26 protein-coding genes are annotated in these 22,785 nt (G+C 56.7%); 9 read left to right on the top strand and 17 right to left on the bottom strand.

Annotated features, from left to right (window positions below; translation table 11 throughout):
* Positions 1 to 83 precede the first annotated feature (83 nt).
* Positions 84 to 638, top strand: coding sequence for a dihydrofolate reductase family protein (locus L0U79_RS02985; protein WP_233840407.1), 555 nt, complete (start codon positions 84 to 86; stop codon positions 636 to 638).
* 70 nt (positions 639 to 708) lie between these two features.
* On the opposite strand, the gene L0U79_RS19285 is transcribed toward L0U79_RS02985, so the two are convergent.
* Positions 709 to 1,920 carry a M23 family metallopeptidase gene (locus tag L0U79_RS19285; RefSeq protein WP_233840406.1) on the bottom strand — a complete coding sequence of 404 codons (1,212 nt, stop codon included), beginning with the start codon at positions 1,918 to 1,920 and terminating at the stop codon, positions 709 to 711.
* Positions 1,921 to 2,358: 438 nt separating this feature from the next.
* On the opposite strand from L0U79_RS19285, the gene L0U79_RS02975 reads away from it, so the two are divergent.
* Complete coding sequence (locus L0U79_RS02975; RefSeq protein ID WP_233840405.1) at positions 2,359 to 3,852, top strand: asparagine synthase-related protein; 1,494 nt, start codon at positions 2,359 to 2,361, stop codon at positions 3,850 to 3,852.
* A gap of 196 nt (positions 3,853 to 4,048) precedes the next feature.
* Here the strand turns inward: L0U79_RS02975 and L0U79_RS02970 are convergent, their stop codons facing one another.
* Entirely contained in the window at positions 4,049 to 4,714 is a 666-nt protein-coding gene (locus tag L0U79_RS02970; protein WP_233840404.1) for a glutathione S-transferase family protein, read from the bottom strand.
* Between the two features lie 121 nt (positions 4,715 to 4,835).
* On the opposite strand from L0U79_RS02970, the gene L0U79_RS02965 reads away from it, so the two are divergent.
* On the top strand, positions 4,836 to 5,312 hold the full coding sequence (locus L0U79_RS02965; protein WP_233840403.1) for an Lrp/AsnC family transcriptional regulator: 477 nt from the start codon (positions 4,836 to 4,838) through the stop codon (positions 5,310 to 5,312).
* Between the two features lie 21 nt (positions 5,313 to 5,333).
* Here L0U79_RS02965 and L0U79_RS02960 read toward each other — a convergent pair whose 3' ends face one another.
* Both L0U79_RS02960 and L0U79_RS02955 read right to left on the bottom strand, forming a co-directional pair.
* Complete coding sequence (locus tag L0U79_RS02960; protein WP_233840402.1) at positions 5,334 to 6,236, bottom strand: glycosyltransferase family 2 protein; 903 nt, start codon at positions 6,234 to 6,236, stop codon at positions 5,334 to 5,336.
* Positions 6,237 to 6,851: 615 nt separating this feature from the next.
* Positions 6,852 to 7,121 (bottom strand): hypothetical protein, encoded by a 270-nt coding sequence (locus tag L0U79_RS02955; RefSeq protein ID WP_233840401.1) that lies wholly within the window; start codon positions 7,119 to 7,121, stop codon positions 6,852 to 6,854.
* Positions 7,122 to 7,339: 218 nt separating this feature from the next.
* On the opposite strand from L0U79_RS02955, the gene L0U79_RS02950 reads away from it, so the two are divergent.
* The 3 genes from L0U79_RS02950 (at position 7,340) to L0U79_RS02940 (ending at position 9,860) form a co-directional block, all read left to right on the top strand.
* Positions 7,340 to 7,702, top strand: coding sequence for a hypothetical protein (locus L0U79_RS02950; RefSeq protein WP_233840400.1), 363 nt, complete (start codon positions 7,340 to 7,342; stop codon positions 7,700 to 7,702).
* A 116-nt stretch (positions 7,703 to 7,818) separates the two neighbouring features.
* Complete coding sequence (locus L0U79_RS02945; protein WP_233840399.1) at positions 7,819 to 9,219, top strand: MFS transporter; 1,401 nt, start codon at positions 7,819 to 7,821, stop codon at positions 9,217 to 9,219.
* 296 nt (positions 9,220 to 9,515) lie between these two features.
* Complete coding sequence (locus tag L0U79_RS02940) at positions 9,516 to 9,860, top strand: hypothetical protein (RefSeq protein ID WP_233840398.1); 345 nt, start codon at positions 9,516 to 9,518, stop codon at positions 9,858 to 9,860.
* A 27-nt stretch (positions 9,861 to 9,887) separates the two neighbouring features.
* On the opposite strand, the gene L0U79_RS02935 is transcribed toward L0U79_RS02940, so the two are convergent.
* The 6 genes from L0U79_RS02935 to L0U79_RS02910 all read right to left on the bottom strand — a co-directional run bounded on the left by L0U79_RS02935 (position 9,888) and on the right by L0U79_RS02910 (position 13,231).
* Positions 9,888 to 10,259 (bottom strand): YciI family protein, encoded by a 372-nt coding sequence (locus tag L0U79_RS02935; RefSeq protein ID WP_233840397.1) that lies wholly within the window; start codon positions 10,257 to 10,259, stop codon positions 9,888 to 9,890.
* A gap of 768 nt (positions 10,260 to 11,027) precedes the next feature.
* The gene (locus L0U79_RS02930) at positions 11,028 to 11,342 is read right to left on the bottom strand and encodes a hypothetical protein (protein ID WP_233840396.1); all 315 of its coding nucleotides are present in this window, start codon (positions 11,340 to 11,342) and stop codon (positions 11,028 to 11,030) included.
* A gap of 69 nt (positions 11,343 to 11,411) precedes the next feature.
* Positions 11,412 to 11,876 carry a hypothetical protein gene (locus tag L0U79_RS02925; protein ID WP_233840395.1) on the bottom strand — a complete coding sequence of 155 codons (465 nt, stop codon included), beginning with the start codon at positions 11,874 to 11,876 and terminating at the stop codon, positions 11,412 to 11,414.
* 111 nt (positions 11,877 to 11,987) lie between these two features.
* The gene (locus tag L0U79_RS02920) at positions 11,988 to 12,233 is read right to left on the bottom strand and encodes a hypothetical protein (protein WP_233840394.1); all 246 of its coding nucleotides are present in this window, start codon (positions 12,231 to 12,233) and stop codon (positions 11,988 to 11,990) included.
* A 70-nt stretch (positions 12,234 to 12,303) separates the two neighbouring features.
* Positions 12,304 to 12,726 carry a hypothetical protein gene (locus tag L0U79_RS02915; RefSeq protein ID WP_233840393.1) on the bottom strand — a complete coding sequence of 141 codons (423 nt, stop codon included), beginning with the start codon at positions 12,724 to 12,726 and terminating at the stop codon, positions 12,304 to 12,306.
* A gap of 118 nt (positions 12,727 to 12,844) precedes the next feature.
* Positions 12,845 to 13,231, bottom strand: coding sequence for an immunity protein YezG family protein (locus tag L0U79_RS02910; protein ID WP_233840392.1), 387 nt, complete (start codon positions 13,229 to 13,231; stop codon positions 12,845 to 12,847).
* Positions 13,232 to 13,567: 336 nt separating this feature from the next.
* Between L0U79_RS02910 and L0U79_RS02905 the strand changes: the two genes are divergently transcribed.
* Both L0U79_RS02905 and L0U79_RS02900 read left to right on the top strand, forming a co-directional pair.
* Positions 13,568 to 15,256, top strand: coding sequence for a PAS domain-containing sensor histidine kinase (locus tag L0U79_RS02905; protein ID WP_233840391.1), 1,689 nt, complete (start codon positions 13,568 to 13,570; stop codon positions 15,254 to 15,256).
* A gap of 646 nt (positions 15,257 to 15,902) precedes the next feature.
* A complete protein-coding gene (locus tag L0U79_RS02900) occupies positions 15,903 to 16,055 on the top strand; it encodes a DUF3309 family protein (protein ID WP_233840390.1) in 153 nt (50 codons plus the stop codon).
* Positions 16,056 to 16,081: 26 nt separating this feature from the next.
* On the opposite strand, the gene L0U79_RS02895 is transcribed toward L0U79_RS02900, so the two are convergent.
* The 7 genes from L0U79_RS02895 to L0U79_RS02865 form a co-directional block, all read right to left on the bottom strand.
* Positions 16,082 to 17,287 (bottom strand): DUF2252 family protein, encoded by a 1,206-nt coding sequence (locus L0U79_RS02895; RefSeq protein WP_255682356.1) that lies wholly within the window; start codon positions 17,285 to 17,287, stop codon positions 16,082 to 16,084.
* Between the two features lie 140 nt (positions 17,288 to 17,427).
* On the bottom strand, positions 17,428 to 17,694 hold the full coding sequence (locus tag L0U79_RS02890) for a hypothetical protein (protein WP_233840388.1): 267 nt from the start codon (positions 17,692 to 17,694) through the stop codon (positions 17,428 to 17,430).
* The gene (locus L0U79_RS02885; protein ID WP_233840387.1) at positions 17,682 to 17,993 is read right to left on the bottom strand and encodes a hypothetical protein; all 312 of its coding nucleotides are present in this window, start codon (positions 17,991 to 17,993) and stop codon (positions 17,682 to 17,684) included. The genes L0U79_RS02890 and L0U79_RS02885 overlap by 13 nt, the downstream gene beginning before the upstream one ends.
* A 104-nt stretch (positions 17,994 to 18,097) precedes the next feature.
* Positions 18,098 to 18,733, bottom strand: a complete 636-nt coding sequence (locus L0U79_RS02880) for a DoxX family protein (protein ID WP_233840386.1) — start codon at positions 18,731 to 18,733, stop codon at positions 18,098 to 18,100.
* A gap of 31 nt (positions 18,734 to 18,764) precedes the next feature.
* Positions 18,765 to 19,757, bottom strand: a complete 993-nt coding sequence (locus L0U79_RS02875; protein WP_233840385.1) for a hypothetical protein — start codon at positions 19,755 to 19,757, stop codon at positions 18,765 to 18,767.
* Between the two features lie 367 nt (positions 19,758 to 20,124).
* On the bottom strand, positions 20,125 to 20,499 hold the full coding sequence (locus tag L0U79_RS02870) for a VOC family protein (RefSeq protein WP_233840384.1): 375 nt from the start codon (positions 20,497 to 20,499) through the stop codon (positions 20,125 to 20,127).
* A gap of 60 nt (positions 20,500 to 20,559) precedes the next feature.
* Positions 20,560 to 20,928, bottom strand: coding sequence for a VOC family protein (locus L0U79_RS02865; protein ID WP_233840383.1), 369 nt, complete (start codon positions 20,926 to 20,928; stop codon positions 20,560 to 20,562).
* Between the two features lie 202 nt (positions 20,929 to 21,130).
* On the opposite strand from L0U79_RS02865, the gene L0U79_RS02860 reads away from it, so the two are divergent.
* Complete coding sequence (locus L0U79_RS02860; RefSeq protein WP_233840382.1) at positions 21,131 to 22,717, top strand: MFS transporter; 1,587 nt, start codon at positions 21,131 to 21,133, stop codon at positions 22,715 to 22,717.
* Positions 22,718 to 22,785: the final 68 nt, after the last annotated feature.

Raw genomic sequence — 22,785 nt, 5'->3', positions numbered from 1 at the left:
TTGCTACCTGCTCGCAGCGGCCGGAGATAACGGCATGAAACGGTTTAGATGCACGAGGATTATTTCGCCATGGAGCTCAAAGTATGAAGAAGCTGATTGAATCCACACTCGTCTCCCTCGACGGCATCGTTGACGGCCAGGAGAAATGGACCGCCGGATACTTTGATGAGGAGGCCAAAGCTCACGCGTACGAGACGCTGGCCAACGTCGATGTCTTCCTGCTCGGGCGCGGCACGTTCGAGAAGTTCTCCCCGACATGGCCGAACATCCAGGGCGACCGATATTTCGACCGTATCAACAGTCTGAAGAAGTTCGTTGTTTCCTCGACCTTGGACCCCGCTGGCGCCTGGAACGCAACGGCAATTAAAGGCAATGTTGGTGCAGAAATCGCGCGCCTAAAAAACGAGCCGGGGAAGAACATCATGAAGTACGGCACCACCCGCCTCGATCGCACACTCTTCGATCTTGGGCTGGTGGACGAACTTCATCTCTGGTGCTTCCCGGTCGTCGTCGGACACGGGCGTCGTCTGTTCGAAGACGTCGACACCTCGCGCTTGCACTTGGAGCTGACCGATATCCACCGATTCAAGAGCGGTAGCGTCAAGCACACGTATGCAGTGAGGCCAAAGCAGGATTAGGTTCTGCAAACCGAATGCCCAGTATCGCTGCGTTTTTTATGCAGAAGCGAAACGTGGCATATAACCCGAGTTAGTCACGCCCACCATTCTCAAAATCCACCAACATCCCATCGAGTGGGGTTTCGTTACGGCGAACGCCCGGGGAATGCCCTTCCCCTCCGATCACCTTGAAGTGATCGATCACGTAGGGAATGCCTTCGCCGACGAGTAGTGGAATCGCCGTTGTCACCTCGAAGTGCAAATGCGGCTCGCGTGCGTCGCCGGATGCGCCAACGTGCGCGATAACGTCACCGATGTTGACGCGTTGTCCTTTCTTTACCTGTATGGTGCCGGCTTTTAGATGGTAGTAGTGAGCGAATTGTCCGTCGCCAAGATCCAGGACGATGGTGTTGCCGCCGGCATTGTCGAAGGTTACTGGGCGCGCGGGATGAAAATTGGGGAAGTGGCCGGGTGGGTTGTCGGGCAAGCCGTCGCGCACGTAGACAACGGTAGCGGTTGCTACGGCGAGCACCGGTTTGTCGTAGGCGTAGTAGGAGCGGTCGGCGTGAATGTCGCCGTGATACGGCAGGCCTTGTTCCATTTGTTTCCAATCGATGGCGAAACGACGGGAGATGGTCATGTTTCCGTCGACGACGAAAATACCGCGTCGATGATGATTGTCGGCCGCGTTGCTCGGACCGTCGTCGCCGATCCAGTCGGTCCCTACGACAGGCGCGCCAAGCACTTTCAACGTTGAGCTATGCGTGCCTACGGCTGCGCCTTCCACTACTTCGCCATTGGTAAAGGCCACGCGCTGAACCACGCGCTCTGGCATGGCGGCTTTCGACGGCGCGGTCACGGAAAGAAACAGCACGGCGGTGGCGCCAGCGTTGATGTTGATGGGTTTCGCTACGTTGCCCGTATCCGTCACATCGTCCGCGCCGGCCAATCGCACGATGTTGTTCAACAGGTGTCCGGCAAAGCTCGCCAAGGGCGCCGTGTCGGTATGAATCGCATTGAGAATATCCACGTGATCAAGCGTGATCGGCGTGTTTTCGAAATTGGTGACTTGCAGTTCGTACAGCAGATGTTCGCCGTCTTCGCCAGGGAAAGCCGTTGGCGCGAAGGGAACGTTTAACTGGATTTGTGGTGGAAACGGCGATGCATGGGGTGGCGCGGGATGCGTGGCGGCATCCGATGCAGAGGTCATTTGGCATGCAAGCGAAGCGAGCAGCGCGACCATCATGCTCGCTTTAGCGCGCGATGTGATCGAAGTGACGGCGTCAACGGGCGATTTCTTCACAGCCTTGCACTCCCTTACAAAGCAAATGGCTTCGATGACGACGCGATGAATGGTAGAGCTTGGCTTTGGGGTTTACATGACCGCAGCGCTTCGATCTGCATCATTTGTACTGACACATCGCGGTCACCCGCAATGTGTCGGTCGGCATACGTTGCGTCAGGACGCACAAGCAATCCTTCGTAAATCAGCAAGCTACAGCAAGCGCGCCATCGCTGCGTCACCGGACTTTGCTCTCACGTAAACATTGTGTCGGCTACGCTCCTTCGCGTGACCGGGCGTGCTCGTGCTTCACCAACGCCAACTCTCATGAATTGCGCAAAGCAACATAAGCGCGCAGCGGCGTGACCCTCTCATGCACGACTGAATCGAACGCTGCGTGATTGCAACCTGCCGCGCAGCCACGAAGACAAACGAGAACGCGGTCGAGGGTTTCGAGTCATGAGAGAGTCCAACATCGACGAAAGCGCCACGCCGGCAGCGGGATTTCCGCTGCACTCGGGAGCGTCCGCTCCGTCGAATTTTCAGATCAACACCTCGCCTTATCTGCGCGATATCGATTTCTCGCCGCTCGACCGATTGCGCGGCGGTGATCTCCCGATCGATCCGGTGTCGCTCGCCGACTTGATGCGTCTGTCGTTCGTGTATCCACCGCACTCCATTTTTCAGAACGTGAAGCTGGCGGGCACGGGCTTCGATCCGACGCAGGATATGCATAGCGAACCGCTGTATCACTATGAATTTCAGTCCGCGAAAGCGCCTGCCCGTCCGTTGCCAGGATCGATTAGCGACAAACAATTGCTCGATACGTATCACCGCCTGCTGTGCGACGCAATTTCCCGCGCGACGGCAAACATGCGCGCGCCGTGGCTGTTTCAGAGCGGCGGCAAGGATTCCACCGTGTTGGCGATCGCGTTGGCGGAGACGCGTCCCGATACGGCGTGCTTTACCTATCTTGGCGGTCCTGAAGAAAACGAAGTGCCATCGGCGCAGATAGTTGCGAAGAAATTTGGCTTGCGTCACGAGGCGCTGGTCTGCGATCCGGAGCGCGCCTATGACCGCTATCTCGCGCTTGTTCCGCGCATACCTTTGTTAACCGCCGATTTTGCGACGCTTTCTTATGTCGATCTGGCGACGGAAGTTAGGGCGCGACGTGGCGACGGCATTATCGACGGTCTCGGCGCAGACGAATATTTCGGCGCGCCCTTGCACGCCCGGGAGCGCATGCTTGCGCTGTTGGCGCGTGGCATCCGTTTGCCGAAGGCGCTTTTTACGTCGCCGCTAGCGCGCAACAACTTCAAGTTCTGCTTTGTGCTCTCGACGCTGCAGATGAATGCTTTCGAGCGGTTTTTCCCCGGCTCGCGTTTCAGCGACACCGAAGTGGATGCTTTGTTCGGTTGCAAGATTGCAGATCGTTCGCGCGATCGTCTCAAACCATTTCGATCCGATATCGATGCCGCGCGCTCGCAGGAAGGGGAGCGTCGCATTGCGCTCACCATCGTGGAATCGGGCCAGCTCGCCAAATGCATGTATATCGCCAAGGCGATGTCGCTACGGCTTACGTTTCCTTATTGCGACGAACGGTTGCGGGATTGGATTTTTCATCATGTTCCCGATGCCGATTTGATTGGGCCAGGTAGCGTAAACAAAGTGCTGATGCGCAAATATATCGCGCAGCATTTTGAGGGCTTGCCCTATGTGCAGACGAAAGGATGTTTCCGGTTCGATCTGCGCGGCCTGGCCAGCCGGCGCTATGACCAGGTTTATGCCTTTGCCGAACAGGCGCGCGATGTGATGCCCGGCGCGACGTCTTGGCTGGATGCGCATCACAGATATTTGGACAACAAGTTTTTCGCGTCCAAGTTCTATTTGCTTGCGGTTACCCTGCCCTGGTTGCTTAGTCGCACGCACGGCCCTGCGGCAGTTGCCCGGTAACGGATTCGAACTTTGCAACCGAAGCGCTTATTGCGAACGCACCAACCCATCGCCGATGCCAAGGCACAGTCGTAGGGACGTAGCCACGCGCTTCGCGAGAGTATGAGACGCATCGTCTGCGTGGCGTTTGGTTGGAAGCGTTATCGCTTTGCGCCGTGGCCTTGGGTCGATGATGTAGCCGTGCAAGCGCAGCAGATCAACCCACGGCGACCGCATGCGCAGCTCCCGCGTCAATGGAGGTGGGTTGATCGACGGTATTGCCGAAGAGCGGCGTCGCCATCATCGAAGGTCGTGCGCAAAATCGGCGATACCACGCGGAAAGTCGCGGATGCCCCTCGTGGAAATTGTGGGTGTTGCGAAATTCGATCCAGCTGAGCGCGGTAGCGATCGCGATAGTGCCGATGTCTACCGTGTCGTCGTCGACAATCTGCGTTTCCAAGTAATCGCAGGCGGCGACGACTTTCTGCAGATGGCCGTCAAGCAAAGGCTGCCATCGCGTCGCGGCAGGCCGACGTTCGGATTCCCAACGCGCCGCAATGCCGGCGTCGGCCATTCCCATGGCGACGGCTTGATGCAGTAAGGCGCGGTAGCGAAGTGTGGGCGACGAGGGAATAAGTTTGGGGCCATCGTGCAAGCCGTCGAGGAATTCGCAGATCACGCTGGAATCGAACAACACCGTCTGGTCGTCGGTCACCAGCACGGGAACTTTGCCGAGCGGATTGAGCGCAAACACCACCTCGTTGCGTTGTACGGGGCTGGTCTCTTGATGGATGACCTCGATGCGATCGACGAGTGCGGTTTCGTAGGCGAACACGAGCACTTTGCGCGCGTACGGCGAGTGCGACTGATAAAGCAGCTTCATAAATGGGTTGCGCTGGATTGTTTGGGGTGACGGCTATGCTAGAGTCCGCCCACGCGGCCAGCCCGCGTCTTTGTGTGATGTAACGCTGCTTTTTCCTGTCTTGCGGTGATTTCGCGCGCTTATGGCCGAAGAATTGGACAAAACAGATCGGCGTATTCTGGCCATCCTGCAGAAGGATGCGCGCCGTCCTGCCGAGTTGATTGGCGCGGATGTGGGCTTATCCGCCTCGGCGGTGCAGCGACGCATCGTGCGATTACGCGAGGACGGCATCATCCTTGCCGAAGTTGCGATCGTCGATCCCAAGCTGGTTGGACGACCGTTGACGATGATCGTCGATGTGGAAGTGGAACGAGAGCGTCCGGAATTGCTGGCGAGCCTCAAGCAATGGATCGCCGCCGAGCCTTGCATACAGGAAGCGTGGTACGTCACCGGCGCCGGTGATTATGTGTTGATTGTGGTCGCGCGCGATGTCGACGACTTCGAAGCGCTGATGCAGCGCATGGTGGCGGACAACGCAAACGTGCGTCGTTTTCAGACAAGGGTGGCGTTGAGTACGCTCAAGCGCGGCATGTTGGTGCCGCTGGATACCGCGACCTGAGCGACGTTGGCTGGCGCGAATCTATTTCACGCTTGGCTGCGGTGCTGAAGCTCGAAACGCACGCCCGTTCTTCCGTTTGAATCGCCAAATGCGTTTTATGCGAGCGAAGGCGCCGACGGTGCGTGCGAATAGATATTCGACGGGATTGATAAAACCTTCGCGCATCAGGCGACGACGCATCAGGCATCGCGCGCTGTGAATCGCCGTGAAATTGTCGCTGAGTCCGTGTTGACCCGGCGCGCGCGCATTCCAAATCGCTAGTAGCTGATTGAGTTTGGCGCAGCGATGGCCGGAAAAAAGAATCTGCGACCACAACAGGTAATCTTCCGAATACCAAACGTTCTCGTCAAAGCGAAACGGCAGATCGCGGCGCAACACCACCGACGCCGTAGGGAATGGATTGTGGAACAGCATGCGACTTCGTCCGATTGTTCGCGTATGCGTGGACCCTTGCGGCGCGGGAATCGTTTTGCCCCGCGGGCTAATGACCATGCGATGCGAGATCAGCGCGATGGACGGGTCCACTTCCAACGCCGCCATTTGCAATTCGAGCTTGCGTGGCGCCCAGGTGTCGTCCGAATCGAGAAATGCAACGTAAGGTTGCCTGGCGTGTTGCCACGCGATATTGCGTGCGCGCGATGGGCCGCCGTTGTTCGGCAGCGCAATCACCTTGATCCAACCTTCGGGATAGGAAGCGGCTACGCGGTGCAATGCTTCAAGCGTTCCGTCGTTGCTGCCGTCTTCCACCATCAACACTTCGGCGGGCGGCAAGGTTTGCGCGGCGGCGGAGGCGATGGCCTCATCGATGGTCGCCTTGCATCGGTAGCAAGGTACCAGCACGCTTACGGGGGCTTGTTTTACGGGTTTTTTGTTGTGGGCGGTGTTGGTTATCGATGTTGTGTCGGTTTTGGTTTTGTCATACATGCCTTGGGGGTCCTTGGGCCGCGCCGTCGGCATCCTTGCGTGTAATCTCCATGGTTCGGTCGCGTGGTGGCCCTTGCAAAGTGTTACGCGCTCCCCTGCTGCGCTTAGTGGGCCGTGTTGTTTTTCTACATTGACGCCAGTGATACGAAAATGAAGAGCGTCTACATCAAACGCTTTCGATTTGCTTACGTTGCGCGTTAACTCGCGTTAGAGACGCTTGCGAAGCGATGTGCGCGAATAATTCAACATTATTTTTCATAACACGCATTGGAAATTCGCTTGACCACAACGCGCATTTCGCAGGTTTTGCGTGCATCGATTGATAAATCACGATCACATAACTGAGTGGAATATTGCGGCACGCTTACGGTGGTGTCGTGCGAGCTCTACTTTGAATGTGCGATATGCAACAGCGAATTCACGCACATGCGATGCGCTGATCGAAATCTTTCGCATTACCTCACCGTTATTCCAGCGAAAGCTGGACGTAGCGCGCAGCGCGGAGAACGTCCAAGGGACGGCCCCGAAGGGGTGAGCGAAGCGAATCATCCAGCGTCTTTTTGGCTTGAAGTCACTGGATTCCAGCTTTCGCTGAAATGACGGTCAAGAGCATGTTCAGTGCGGCTGCAAGTGATTCGCAATCGGCGCGATGTGCTCCACAACATTCAACACCTCACGAATCTGACAACTCAAATCCGCAAACAAATGTCCCAAAGGCATGCGGCGAATCATCACAAAGGAACCATCATTCGGGTCCGCCGACGTCACGCCCGCAAACTGCGCCATTAAAAACAATCGATCGCGCACTTCGCACAATTGGTTGTAGTCGCCTTGGGACAGCACATAGCCCCCCTCGGAAGGAAGATCGAGCAAAAAGTTTTTCATCGGCTTTAGTCCATACGCGTAGGTCGCGCCATGCATTGCACATGGCGCGAAGAGCTACAGGAAAAATCCTGCCTATGTAGAGGGGTTTTTCTTACTGAGACCTCTGCAAGCGCTCACTTAGTCCCGACGCCGTCCAGTATGAGCGGCGGTGGAGTAGTACAAAACGCGGCGTGGCGGGGGCTCGCGGGTGCGAGCGTGCCGTATGATCGGGGATAACCATGATCAACTCTCTCTTGTTTAAGTTGGTTGTGGCCAGCGGATCGCTTTGGGTGGCTGCCCAGGCGATCCGCGCTACTCCACCCATGTCGGGTGTGCCGGGATCTGTAGCGCAGCGGCACACCCGACTTACGAACCTTCGCACAAAGGCGAATCGGTTATCTGTAAGCGGACGCGGATTTGATGTCAGCGAATTGGCTGATGTGGTGTTGCAACGCTACACCACGTATTCGCTGAAGGCTTCGGACAAGCATGCGGGAGCTTTCTTAGCCGATCACGATCTTTCAAACTACCTTATCGTCGTCCCGGCCGACATGCTTCCAAGTTACCTTGTCGTCGTCCCGGCGAAAGCCGGGACCCAGTGACGTTGCATTTCTGAATGGCGAAAGACACTGGGTCCCGGCTTTCGCCGGGACGACGAGCAAAGAGCTGCCTGCGACTCATCGAATTAATACCTTTGGCCGATTTATTCAAAACCACCATGTCCGAATTCGAATCCAACAAAATCGCCGCTCGCCTTGACAGACTGCCACCATCGCGCACGATTTGGACGATCATCGTTCTGATCTCGCTCGGCGGCGTATTCGAGTTCTACGATTTGTTCTTCGCCGGTTATGTCGCGCCGGGCATGGTCAAGTCGGGTTTGTTCGCACCCGCATCACTGGGTGTGTTCGCGCATCTCGCGGGTATCGACGTCGCCGGGTTCGGCACGTTTGTATTCAGCACCTTCGCCGGGCTTTGGGTAGGCGTGGTGGTGTTTGGGCAGATTGCGGATCGCTTCGGGCGGCGTCCGGTATTTACCTGGTCGCTGGTGTGGTACGTGATCTGCACCGGCATCATGGCGTTTCAACGCACGGGCGAAATGCTTAATTTTTGGCGTTTCGCCGCCGGCGTCGGATTCGCGGTTCAGCTCGTAACCATCGATGCGTATATCTCCGAACTTACGCCAAGCTCCGAACGCGGTCGCGCGTTTTCGGTCAATCAATTCGTCACGTTTTGCGCGGTTCCCGTGGTGGCGTTGCTCGCATGGCTGTTGGTGCCGTTGAAGCCACTCGGATGGGATGGCTGGCGCTGGGTGATCATGATTGGGTCGGTCAGCGCCGTGGCCGTGTGGTTTGTGATACGACGCATCCCTGAAAGCCCGCGCTGGTTGGCGCTGCATGGGCGTATTGCAGAGGCAGACGCCATTACATCCGCCATCGAAAAGAAAGTGGAAGCCGAAATAGGCGCACCGCTGCCGCTGCCGCGCGTGGAAGCGTTGGCGGAAACAGGCACCGGTCGGTTTCAGGAAATTTTCTCGGCACCGTATCGACGCCGGACCATCATGCTTTCGGTCTTCAATGCGGCGCAGGTTATCGGCTTCTACGGATTCGCCGCATGGGTGCCGAGCTTGCTGATTGCGCGCGGTATAACCGTGACGCATAGCTTGGAATATTCCTTCATTATCGCTATCGCCAACCCTTTCGGCCCGTTGCTCGGCACGCTCTTCGCCGATCGCGTGGAACGAAAAACGCAAATCGTGCTCGGTTTGTTCGTTATGGGCGTGTCGATGCTCGCCTTTGCGAATACCACATGGCCGCCGCTGCTTATCGCATTCGGCGTTGTATTTACGCTCTCGGCGAATGTTATGTCGTACGCGTATCACAGCTACCAATCCGAGCTATATCCCACCCGCATCCGCGCCACCGCCATCGGCTTTGTTTACTCGTGGAGCCGCCTCGCCGCCGCCTTCGCCGGCCTCGCCGTTGCTTACTTTCTAAATGCCGGCGGCGTACTCGGCGTGGCGAGTTTTATCGCCGTGGCGATGGTGGTGGGCATGGCAGCGATTGGATTGTTTGGACCGTCGACAAAGGGAAAAGCGTTGGAGCGTATTAGTCATTGAGTTGGCGCAGACATTATCTAAAGCGCTGAGACGAACTGTCGGGCGAGGCGTATAGCTTGCTGGAAATTGCGTAGGCGCCGTGCGTTCGCCGCTTTCCCCAAAGCCTCAGAGCCGCGAATTTCCAACGCCTTCACGCGAATTGAAGTGTCCTTGATCGACACTGCAAAACACGAGCGTAGCGCTTTCGACAATCGCCGCCACAAGCGTGAGCGCGACTGCTCATTGCTATCTGCCGTCGCAAGAGCGCAGCATGCTCAAGTGTGCCGGTCCGCCATTTAGGCCAGGAGGCAGGCCATATGGTTTCTATTGGGTTATTTGTATTTTTCGTGGTCATGGTGACGGCAACCGTCACCGTTTCGGTGTGCAACTATTTCACTGACGCCATCATGTCGTCTTCGGAATCGTTTATATGGAATTTTGTTTGCGCACTTGCAACGGCGGCGATCTTTATCATAGTTCCGCCACTATCCGCTTCCAACGTCGATCTACCGCCGGGATCGCAGCCTGTTTTTCGTAGCGACGATTTCACCATGTTCATGGTCGTCATCGGCTCCATCGCCGGTTTTGCGCTGGCTTGGATCATAGGCGTCTCGTTTAGGCGACTTGGATGGCGCAATTACGGAAAATGGCGACGCGACTGATCCAACGCGCATGCGCGCAGCTGGCCTTCATTGCGCCAAGTAAAAATCCATGGGGATAAGCTCGACCGCCCAGTCGCATTCTTCGCCGATCATGGCGGCCGGGTGCATGGATGCGATGCGCAACGCCTCCTCATGGCTATCCGCCTCGATGATGAACAGGCCGCCCACCACTTCCTTCGACTCGATGTAAGGCCCATCGCTGACCTGCTTCTTGCCGCCGCGCGTACGCAGCGTCCTCCAGTGGTCCAGATCGCCCAGTGACGCGGAGACCAGCACCTTGCCGGTGGCGCGCATCTTCTCGTCCAATTCCGGGCATTGGCTCACCACCTTCTTGCGCTCTTCCGGCGCCAGCGCGGCGAACTTTTCGGGGGTGAAGTAGGCAAGGCCTAGGTATTTCATGGGAGCACCTTTGGGGTTGTGATACCTAGACGACGAAGCTGATGGTCGGAAATCGACAATGCTCTGGGAGAGTTTTTAGCAGGCCTCGGTCGGCCTGGCCGTCTTGGGTTGAACGCGGGCGTTATTTACTAGGATTAGGAGTCGATCATTCATCTCTCCAATCCCCATGCTTGGTAACAATCACGGATCGCGCGTGAAGAGGAAAGGTATACCTTAGGCAAGTTTGTCTGACGGTAGATATCGCTATACCGTCGACGATTTCCCGGCGTAACCATGGTTATGTAATGGACCATGTTCCATTTCAAACTGTCACTACCGCCTTCCAACGCACCCACCCTATTGTTCTCAACGAGCGTACGCCGCAAGTACCGAAACAGACTCGTCGCCATGGGCACATCCAACAAAATGACGCCCGTCGCGCGTCGAAATCTTTGTGGCATGGATGAGGAGTAGTTTCCCTCCATCACCCATTGCTGCCCCTCAATCGCCGCGTCATGCAAAGCCAGAAACTCCGCAGCAGGTCGCGGCTTCCAATCCGAATGCGGAACGTGATGAAGTTGGTCGAGATGGACCACATCAATGCCGAGCTTTCGACCAACGGCAGACGCAAGCGTCGATTTGCCGCTGTTGGATGGGCCTAGAACGCAGATGCGTGTGCCGAGTTCTGATAGTTCCATATTATCTACTGAGCATCGTAAGGGAAGTTTGCTCTATGGAATCTTCCAGTGTGCGCTTTGGGTCGGAAGCGGACGTTTGATACGTATTCCACTAGCCTGGAATCAGCTCAAAAAGCCCGGAGGTCACGAGTGCGTCAATTGCGGCTTTTAGCACCTTCTCATGCTGAGACTTTGGTACAAGATACAGCTCTCCCCATTCGTCCCAGATAATGAAGGTTCCGCGGTCGCAAGTGCATTCCCAGTGCAAATCATCGGGCGGCATCCACGTACGTGTTCCTCTGAATCCCGGCAGATAAAGCTGAAAAACCGATTCGAGCCGCGGTGCATCTTCTTCACGATGAGAATATAGAAACTCCAAAAAATCGCTATTTCCATCCCGGCCTTTGCGTACCGCGAACTGAATCATTTAGCCCCCGAATTTTCGATTCTCGACCGCCAAGAGCGGCGTTTGCTTTGGGTCGGAAGCACACGCCGGTTACTTTGAAATGGATGCTGAGAGCACCGCATACGCCTTTGGCATAAGCGCGTCGAAGCTTTCACCGCCCGTGGCCAGCAAGTTGGACAATCCCTCGCACATGTCGGGTTTCGCTTCTAAACCCGAAGAAATCGCCTGACGACGATCATTTAGCCGAAGCGTGATACGAGTTGAAAGCGCGGGATTGGTGCGAAGGACCGCAACTTCTTTCGCACTCGCCTGCAGCGCTATAGCGTTGTTTTTTCGCCAAATTGCATAGGCGGTTCGGAATCGATTGGACTGGGCAGGATGCAATTGTCCGCAACGTGTCATTGCGGCATCTTTCATCGCCTCATCTTCAGCGACTAACAGCGCAGCCTCGCCAAGATTGCTGGAGTCAGGGACTTTGACTTGGGCAAAAAGCCGACTGCCAACGGAAAGTAGCCCCAAGCAAATCAGGCTCGTCAGCAAAAAGCGGGAACGCATGTTTTTCCTCCCCTAAAGTTTCATTAAGTTACTTTGAAAGTCACGCTAAACATCTCTGTTGGTCGAAAGCGAATGCGCTGGTTGAACCGACCAGTATTCCAATCATGCGATTCACAATAGTGGCTTAGGCAGCAAGTGCTCACTTCCGGGAAACGCCTCAAGGAACTCGTCACGCCACTCGAATTCGAGACGGTCAGCACTGTCTCTGATGTGCTCGTAAAGGCGGACCGATTGCTCTGGACTAAGCGATCGTGCGGCCTCGGCTAGCTCGCCTTGAGCCAGAAAGAAATCGCCATTCTTTGAGATGCTGCAGACAATCGCGTGTAGATCGTTCTCGGGCAATGGCAGGTCGTCCATAATCTTCCTCTCGAAACACGAATTCTCTGTAACTTCCGCTTTGGGTCGGGCGCAGACATTGACGAATCCTCTACTTCCATCCTTCGAGCAAGACCTTTTCGCCGAAAGTAACGTCTTGAAAAACGGTCAAGCCAACTGCTTCGGCAACTTCGATTGGGAGAGCCATAAGCAATATTGGGGAGACAGGGCGCGTCACCAACTCGTAGCCACCTAGTCGCCGAGATGCGATTCGATGTGCATCGGACCAGTCATATGCGAAGAATCCTCGCTGCGCAAAGGAGAAAAAGTCATCCGACCTCTTGTACGCAGCGTCAACTTCAACTCTCGATATTTCCGGCAGAGACAGGATCAGTTCTTCAGATTTGCCGATGTGAATCATGGCCGAGTCTGGGATGTCGCCCTCTCCCGCAGTAGTGAACGCCGCCACTTGACCAAGCCTATCTACGGCAAGCCAGACGACATCGAGGCCACGATACTCTGCTGAATTTTTCATTTAGGCCCTTAGTTCTGCTTTGGTCCGAAAGCAGAATTGCGAACAAGTATGCTCGGTGCGCCGAACGAGCAACGACATGTAACAGGCTGCACCATTTGTTGCCCGTCTCGTTCTGTCGCTAATGGAGAGATGTAACCAAAGGAAAGTTCCAACTTGGGATAAGCAACTCGCCCCAGTTCACAGGTTCATATCCATATGAGGCGTCGAATTTTCCATCCGCACACAGATGCAACTTACACGACGTGAAAGGCTGCTTACCACCTCGTGCCAGTTCAGCCCGCAGCCTCCTAAGCCAAGTGTCCAGATCATCGGAGACCCGGGCCGGCTTCTCACGGACCACGCCGTCTTGAGATACAAGGTAGGAGTTGACGAAACTGCTACGTCCTCCCTCCACGTGGTACAAGATTATCAGCTCGCTCCAATCCGGCTGGGCACCAGAGATAGCCCTAATCGCGATCTCTTGAATAATCTGGAACTGATCCATTCGTTCCACCTCGTTGATCATGTCCGGCAGTATTCCTTGAAATGATTAGGTCCGCTCTGGGTCGAAAGAAGACATTACTCGCGCACGGCCATCCATTGCTCAAACTTTTCCCTGAAAAGGATTTAGGTTGGCTTGTGCGACCGACCCACCTAAAAACATTAATACTCGATCCAAAGCGGACACCCGCCTGTACGCTGAATATCAGCGCAGATGATCTCTCATCACAAGTGTCCGAAGAAACCCGCATCACGGGTTGAAGACGTTGGCAAACGCAAACTGTTGCGGTCGCTGGACTGCGGGTTGTCTGCGCCGTTTGGAGCGCCAACGGCCTTTCTGACCTGCCTCGTCGAGGAGCGGATGACCGCACCGAAATCGATCGAACACCATGTGCTGGACTACCGTCGACTGTTTGAGGCGACGCCAGAACCGTACATCGTTCTGACGCCCGACTTCACGATCGTCGCCGCGAATGACGCACGTTTACGTGTGACGATGACGACGCGCGAGGCGATCATCGGTAGAAATCTGTTCGAGGCGTTTCCCGATAATCCGGACGATATCGGAGCGACCGGAGTGAGCAATCTCCGTGCTTCGCTCATGCGCGTGTTGGCGCGTGCGCAGCAGGATGCGATGCCCATTCAGAAATACGACATTCCGCACCCCGATGGCGGCTTCGAAGAGCGCTACTGGGCGCCGTTGAATGTTCCGGTATTGGATGACGACGGCAAGGTCGCCTTTATCGTGCATTGCGTACATGACGTCACGGATCTGGTCCGGTCCAGGGAATATGTCGGGATCGTCGAGGCGGAACTTGCGGAGCAGGTTCGCGCAGTGGCGGAATCCAATCGGCGCTTAAAGCTTGCGGACTCGGAACTCGAAGCGCGCGTTGCGTCGCGCACTCAGCGCCTTGAAGCGGAGCGCGAACATTTGCGCTCGTTGCTAATGGCCGTGCCTGTGCCGGTTTCGGTGCTGCTGGGGCCGGCGCACCGTTACTTTATGCGCAACGAGGCGCATAAGCAGCTAATGGGCGGCAACGAGGTGGTTGGGCGCGCGTTTATCGAGACGGCGTCCAATGCGAGCGAACATATGCTGCCGATCCTCGACCGCGTGTACCGCACCGGCGAACCGCATCGCATCGTGCGTCAGCGCGTCGCCTGGGGTCTCGATCACACCGGCATGCCAGAAGAGCGCTATTACAACTTTTACGGGCAGCCGCTGCGCGCGCCGGATGGGCTAGTGGAAGGCGTCATTACCGCGACGGAAGACATCACCGAGCAGATTCGCGCCGAAGAAGTGCTGCGTGCGACCCTGGAGGAGCTTGGCCTTCAGCGAGAATTGCGCGAACAGTTTGTGCTGACGCTCACGCACGATCTGCGTACGCCGCTATCGGCGGCAATGATGGCCGCCGATATGATTATGCGTAAGGCCGACGATCGCGCCTTTGTGAGTTGCGTCTTGCCGCGTCTTTCCGACAGCCTCGGTCGTATCGCGCAAATGATCCAAAACTTACTGGACGCCAATCGCGTCGAGGCTGGCGCGCAGTTGCCGCTTTCGGATCTGGGGCCGTGCGATTTGCGCATGACGGTGTCGGATGCGCTCGACGAGTTGTCCACGGTGCACGGTACGCGCTTCCGCTTGCATAGCGAGCGAGCCGTCGAAGGTGTGTGGAGCAGCACGGGGCTGCGACGCATCGTGGAGAATCTGTGTGTCAACGCGGTGAAGTATGGAAGTGCCGAAGCGCCGGTCGACGTGACGCTAAGCTCGCGAGGAGCCAACGTCGATCTGCTCGTGCATAACGAAGGTCCTGCCATCCCGCTCAAGGAACAGGCTGCGCTGTTCGAACCGTTTCACCGCACGCTTTCCGCCGAGGCGGGCATCGAGAAAGGATGGGGTTTGGGACTGACACTGGTGCGCGGTTTAGCGCAGGCGCACGGTGGAAGCGTGCGCGTCGACAGTGCTCCGGGACGCGGCACCACGTTTATCGTGTCGCTGCCGGTGGATTCGACACCGTTCCAGACACGACACGCGCACGTTGGTGTCATCTGATACGACGTCCCGACCGCCAATCGCCGTACACACGACCTTTAGCCGCCCTGCACGTTTTCTGCCTCTCGGTCGTGCGACGGTTGTAGCACCGTCGTACCGGGAGAACGTTCCATGTCCGAAGTCAGCTACCACTGCGGTCATCCTGGTTGCCAATGCATGCTAAGCAAGGGAGACGGCGAGTTTTGCAGTGAGCATTGCAGGAAGGCCGCTCAGCTTCCCGCTACCGAAGAACCGTGCGCATGCGGCCATGCTGCGTGTCAGCCGAAAGTGCATGCGGCGCCGGAATTGCAATCCGACGGTTGATGGCGCATTTGCAAGTAAGTGTAGTTGGATACTGCAATGCAAATCGCAATTATCGTGTATGGCGTATGTGATCGCAGAGTCGAAAGCGCATGCATTTAGGTTGCGCATCGACAGATAACCACGTGAGCATCACTGATCCCGCTCGTCATCATCACGGCTTCCGTAGCAAGCTGTTTTGGCGCCGCTAAATCGGCGCGACGCAACGACCCTGTCAGCAGTGGATGCGCGCCATCTCATGGCTATCGCATTTCGAATGCATTGGCCTTTACATCGGGATTTGAGTTTTTGCAGCCCAATTGCGCGTACCTGTTGGTACATCCAACCCAGTCAAGGAGCCTAAGCGATGTCACTCATACTCCTCATTGTTTTATTGGTTATCGTACTGGGCGCTTTGCCGGCTTGGCCCTATAGCCGTGGCTGGGGATATTATCCTTCGGGCGGTCTGGGACTGATTCTTCTTATTCTGATTATCTTGCTGCTTCTTGGTTATATTTGAGAACCTCGCCAAGCCGAGCGCAATCTCTACGCCGACTCGTTTGCGAACAGGCGGCAATGCTCCAAATAGCCGCCTTCATGCTCTTGCACCAATTGCACAACGCTGCGCCACAACCATGACGGCGTATCGATGTTCTTGGGCCGGTTGCGTCGAAGCTCACCCAGCCACCGCTTGCGTTCGTCGGCATTCATTTGCGCGCCATGCGCGCGACCGACGATATTCCCCAAATAGCCGGCCACTTCCATGGCTTCGCTTTGGTTGAGGTGGTCGATATCGACTTTCAAGTCTTGCGGAAGAAGTTCGCGCAAGAACACCGACTTGCCCTGTATGCGAGCCGCCAGCATGCGCTCGCCGAGATGCGGCGCCAGGTGACGCGCGCCTTCGACAATGCGATGCGCATTGTTTCTCGGTCCGGCGGTGCGTTGGGTTTTCGGCGCGACGGACTTCGCGGCTTCCTTGATGTCGATCAAGCAAAGGCTGCTGTCGATATCCTTGGATTTGCCGACGCGCAGCAGAACGGCGTAGCGAAGCAACCCTAGCGAGCTGCAACCTTTGACCCAATAGGCGGCATCCAGCATCGTCACTTCGTCTTTGTCGTCACGATGGCTCAACGAGGTGGCGAGCGCCCGGACTTCTTCTGTCGCCATCAGCGCAGCGAGTTCGCGTCGCTCAGCGCTGGAAATCGGCCAGTATTTTTTTGACAAAGGAATATTGGGCTCAATGCCCTCGATGCGCTCCGCCGCCAGATGTTTCCACCTGCGGCGCGCGGCGCGACGCACGACTACTCGGATCGAGTCCGGTCGCTTGCGCGCAGATTTTTGATCGCCCTGCTTGCCTGTCAGCGCCTGCGCGTAGCCTTCAATCAATTCTTCCATCATCTTGGCGGTGATCACGCCCGGCAAATCCGAACCACGCGCGGCCATCGCGAGCGAAAGACCAAGACGGACCAGATCATTGGCCGGGTTGCCCATCACCGCCTGATCCAGATCTCGAATTTGAACTTCCACATTGCCATCCGCATCGGCCACCGGCCCGATGTTGCTGACATGGCAATCGCCGCAAATCCAGATCATGGGACCTTGTGGAAGCATCGCATCGCAGCGTTTCAACCATTCGTAGAAACGGCATGTATTGCCTCGTACGTAAGCATGCGCGGAGCGAGCCATTTTGAGTCGGCGTCGTTCCGTAAGTAGAGGGGCGCGCTGCCTTGGCGTTGGCAGAGGTTTCTTCATACGCTTTGTTGCGCGAACAGACCGATATAGGCGCGACTTGCGCGACGCGGGCCGAATGACGGAAAGAAATGTTCTCCGTGCATCAACGTGAACCGATCAAACCGGCGTCGCGATGGAATCGCCATTCCGTATCCAGGCATTTACAACGAATGACTCGCTGCATGTTCCATCAACGAGTAACTCATGACTTCCATCCCTTTTGAGGTGAGCCCGAAGACATTCGATTCATCGCTTTGCAGGAGTCCCTTCTCGATAAGGCCGATCAGCACATTCGCAACGGATTGCACTTCTCCTTCCGATACGACGCTGAGCTGCGAAAAGCGCAGTCGATGATCGGGCGCGCTTTCTTTTGATTGCAGAGCGAACTGCGAGAGGACGTGCTTTTCGACGGGGGTCAGATATGCCACGCGCATCGTTCAATCCCCACGAATCGGAAGTACACCGTACGCGTACTGTCCTGGTTGATAAGGCCCGCACGTGCACCATGGGCATCGCGCGGATCCTGGCTAGCTACAGAAAGAGTGGCAGCGTCAGCTTGATTTTGGCGCACCCAAATTGAAGCCCCCGTGATGAAAAAGGAGGATTGATGAGCTTTAAGGGGAGACGGTCGATCCGTTTTGCGAAAGTGATCATCACGCCGTTCTGTGACGCCATTGATCGGCAGATTGCTGGCATAGCCGACCCCACGATGACGATCGTAGGCCACGATGTTCCATTCATACGACTACGCCGAGAGGCTGGAGACTTTGACAATGGCGAAATCGTGTCCGTCGCGATTGATGCGCGCGCTATCGTTTCGGCGTTATTGGATCACCGAGAGTTGTTTCGCTTCGCGTTAAGCCATCCATCCAATGAGAACGGACCGGCGCCGCCCATGCACAGCGCAAGCAGTCCCGCCATATACAACAAGTCCGTTTCGTAACCAGGCTGACCAAAGTGCGCGCCCGACGCGTCGTAAGACATCAACTTGATGGAACTGAATCCATAAGGCAGATGCACCGTAAACGTCGCGACCAACAGCACGACGATCATAGGTATCGTGGCGATAGGCACTAACGCGCCGAGCAGAATCATGAGGCCGCCGAGCACTTCGATCGCGATTGTCGCCCATCCCAAAAGCTCGGCAAGGGGCATTCCCATCGCGTGAAGAATGCCGATGAATGCTTCCGGCCCGCGACTGAGCTTGGCAAAACCGTGCTCCATGAATCCGTAACCCACCATCGCGCGTATCGGCAGCGCATACCAGGCATGAGGGACGGGAAGCGGGGAGATACTGTACTTACGGAGTAAATCTGTTGCAGCCATGTCTCTTACTTCGCTGTGGTGAAGGCTTCGCTCAGTAAGTCCATTCGCATGAAGCTCAATGTTGGTTACAGGATAGATACAAAAAAAGTCGGGTTCACTCGTCGGCGCTTTGCCGGCACGTGAACCCGACTCGATTTTCATGAAACGTTGAGCTATTCAGGCGGCAACGTTGTTACTCGTCCTTCTTGACGTTAACCGTGTGCATCGGTCGGCATTCGCCGCCGTTGCAACCGATCATGACACTGTAGGTACCGCACGGCGCGACGAACGTGGAATCGCCGTTCGCTTGAACCGAGCCACAGCCGATCTGCGTTGCAACTTCTTGTGCTGTCGACGTATCGGCGGAACTCGCAAGCGTGGTTGGAGCCGTTGCCTGAGCCGCCGGCGCATCAGCTGCCGCGCTCGTGGCGTCGGGAGTGACTGTAGCGGGGGCGACGGGCTGTTCGCTCGGCACCGTTGCAGGAGTGGGATCGGCTACAGGCGTCGGTGCGGCTTTAACGGGCGCGGGCGCAGACGGCGCGCTTGGCGTTGCTGCGGCGAGCTTGGCGCCGTCGCTGCCTTGCATCCGACTTGCGACTTCCGCGCGGTAGGCATCCAATCCTTTGTCGACAATCTGGATCCACGCATCTTCCGTAGCGACTTGCCGCTTGTCTTCGACATGCGTGCTGATCACGACGGGCGCGGGGGCGCCATTGACGACGAGATCCGTCACGATGTTGTCGTTGAGTGTGATGGCCCAGAAACCTGGATCGAACCATGCCCAAAACTTTTTGATATGGACATCCACTACCAGCGCGGAGGAACCCGCATCGGCTGCGTCTTTGACCTGGTAGCCCGCCTGCTGGAACGCAGCAGCAAGATTTTTGCGAATAACGCTTTCGACGGTATCGCCCTGCTGCAACAACACATCGCCCAACGCCTTGCCGTAGGTGTTGCGTTTGCGGCCGACTGCACGCGCTTTGACGTCACCGGTCGCCTTGTCTGCACCGCCGAAACCTAACGAGGGTGTACTGGGTTCGGTCGGCGAGTCCTCAAAAACGCGCTCGTCGGTGATCTTGCCGATCACCACCACACGTTGTGCGGACGTTGCCGTCGTTGTCGGTGCGACGACTTCTGGGCTGTGCAACTTGATCTCACTGCGCGAGGTGGCGCAACCGGCCAGCATTACGCAGCCACATAACGCAACCAATCTTAAACATCCTTTGCTAAACATCAGATTCCCCTGTTTGATGACTACACCGTGCATGATTGAAGACAAGCATTGATGTTCTTGCGGCACACACGCCCGTTCGCCTCACACGGAAGCGGCATGGCAGACGTGACATGGAAGTACGTGCGTGCGACCTGGAAGCTTGCGCAACGCTGACTATTCGGCTTGCGCCGGCGTGGACGAACCATTGGCGCGCTGACGCGACGCCCCGCGAATATCCCTTTCATGACCGCCCCTGATTCGGTCAATGCCCTACGCAGATCGTGATGGGGGAAGCGATGCAGGTCAAGACGATGAGACTGGTTCTGATGATATACGCGCTTCAGGTCTTGATCGGCGCGCCGAAGCAATGAGAGTGACCGTCATCGTCTGTCACAAAGAATTCTTTTTGACCGTAATCGCGCGCGCTGATGTCCGATACTGAAAATCCCAATCCGGAGAGGCGATCTCTAAGCGCAACGAGGTCGCTCGGCGTCCAATACAGTCGAACGCCTTCGTAATTCTCGGGCTTGGTTGCGGAACCGGCTCGTTGGTTGAGCCAAAAATACAAGTGCTCGTTATGGACCATGCAACCGACTAGGCGTCCATCCCGCCGCATGGCCGTATCCATCGATAGCCCAAGTCCGTCGACCCAGAAGCGCAGGCTTTTTTCGAGATCGGCGCTGGGAATGACGGGGATGCACGATTCGATCGACATGGCGCCTCCTTGGAACAAGGCAGCTGGGATCGTCATCCCAGCCTACGAATTGCCTCGGAACTATCCACGTTGTTGAAAGACAATCGTATTGCCGCTCGGATCGTCGATATAGACCTCACGGGTGCCCCAGGTTTGATCCAGTGGCGCTTCGTGTACAGGCGATTCGGGGCGCGACGGTACCGCAAGACCTCTCGCTCTAAAGGACTTGAAAAGTGCATCCACGTCATCGCAGAGCACCATCGCCGAACCATGACCGTAGCGACGGTCCGGCGGTGCAAGCGCGAGGTGCAATTCGTCCGTGCCACGATTCAATCCGGCGTAAATGGCGCTTTCAACCGGCCATGCGAACGCGACTTGGAAATCCAATATGCCGGTGTAGAACCGGATAGCTTCTGCGATATCCCGAACATTTAAAATCGGAATCAGCATACGTATCTCCCGCACCTTGGTCGGTCAAACCTGCCATGCATTGGCCTGGCAAGAATACGCCTACTTGCTAGGCGATCTTTGATCGAACGTGAAAATACAGATTTCGCGGCACATGAGTCTGGACCATTAAGTTCTCAATCTCGTTACTCGCATGCCGTCACCGAGGAGTAAGCTCCGTCGGATTCCAACGCCGGTGATTCTTATGAGCCAGATTGGAAAACCGCCTTGCGATGAAAGCGTCATCTTTCACGGGGCCGCCGCACGGCCTTGCGCTGCGGCTTCGCGACGCTGGACGCTGGTGGCCGCGATTCTGGGGTCCAGTCTTTCGTTTATCGATGGCACCGTGGTCAATGTGACGCTACCGACCATCCAGCGCGAGCTAGGCGCTACGTCGTCGGACGTGCAATGGGTGATGGAGTCTTATGCGCTGTTTCTTGCATCGCTGCTGTTGGTAGGCGGCGCCCTGGGGGATCGCTTCGGGCGCAAGCGCATTTTTATGATCGGTGCGGGATTATTTACCTTGGCATCGATCGGTTGCTCGTTGTCGTCCACGGTGGAGATGCTTATTTCCGCACGCGCGATTCAAGGCATCGGCGCGGCGTTGCTGGTGCCCGGTAGTTTGGCCTTGATCAGTGCGACGTTTCCGCAATTGGAACGCGGCGCCGCGATTGGAACGTGGTCCGCATTCAGCGGCATCACCGCGGCGTTTGGACCGGTGCTCGGCGGATTTCTGGTGGAGCATTATTCCTGGACGTGGGCGTTTCTGATCAACGCGCCCGTGGGCGTCGTGCTGCTGGCGATCTGCGCGGCAAAAGTGCCGGAGAGCAAAGGAAACGCGAATGCCGGCCCTGTCGATGTGCTGGGCGCGAGTTTGGTGACGATCGGTTTGGCTGGTTTGGTGTTTGCTTTTATCGAAGCGCCAGCGCGCGGCTGGTCGGCGGCGCCGATTTGGATGTCGGCGATGATCGGCGTGTTAGCGTTGTTGCTATTTGTTCGTGTCGAGATGCGCGCAGCATCGCCGATGATGCCTTTGAACCTTTTTCACGAACGCAACTTTGCTGGCGCAAATATATTGACGTTGCTGCTTTACGCAGCGCTAGGCGGCAGTCTGTTCTTTTTGCCGCTTAACCTGATCCAGGTGCAGGGTTATGGCGCGACCGCGGCGGGCGCTGCGTTGCTGCCGTTTATTGCGATTATGTTTTTGCTGTCGCGCTGGACGGGAAGTTTGGTGGATCGATTTGGATCGAAGCTACCGCTGGTGGTCGGGCCGACGATTGCTGCCGCCGGATTTGCCATGTTCGCCCTGCCCTCCAGCGAAAGCACGTATTGGACTGCGTTCTTTCCCGCCATTTGCGTGCTTGGGTTAGGCATGAGCGTTACCGTCGCTCCACTGACCACAACGGTGATGAATGCCGTGCGCGGCGAATTGACAGGCACAGCATCGGGCATCAATAACGCGGTGTCGCGCGCGGCGGCCCTGCTGGCGATTGCGCTGTTCGGGTTTGTGCTGGCGCTCGTTTTCAACGCCACGTTGGATAGCGGGCTTCGCCAACTGCATGCGCCAGCTGCCTTGGTTTCCGCCGTTGTCGCGCAACGCGCGAAGCTCGCCGGCATTGTGATTCCCAGCGGCTACCCGGATGCCACGGTGTCCGCCATCAAGCATGCAGTGAGCAACTCGTTTGTATTGGGCTTTCGATGGGTGATGCTGATTTCTTCGGGCATGGCGCTGCTGAGCGCGATCAGCGCATGGATTTTCATTGAAGGAAAGCCCGCGGCGATGCGTGGATAAGCGCGTTACGCCGTCTTCGTTGATGTCGCGTGCAACATAAATCCTTCATTATGGGTCGCGAAAGCGAT

It is taken from the genome of Dyella sp. 2HG41-7, assembly GCF_021390675.1.
Taxonomy (GTDB): Bacteria; Pseudomonadota; Gammaproteobacteria; order Xanthomonadales; family Rhodanobacteraceae; genus Dyella_B.
The sequence above is the reverse complement of the archived record's forward strand: the minus strand, read 5'-3'. Positions and strand labels throughout refer to the sequence as shown.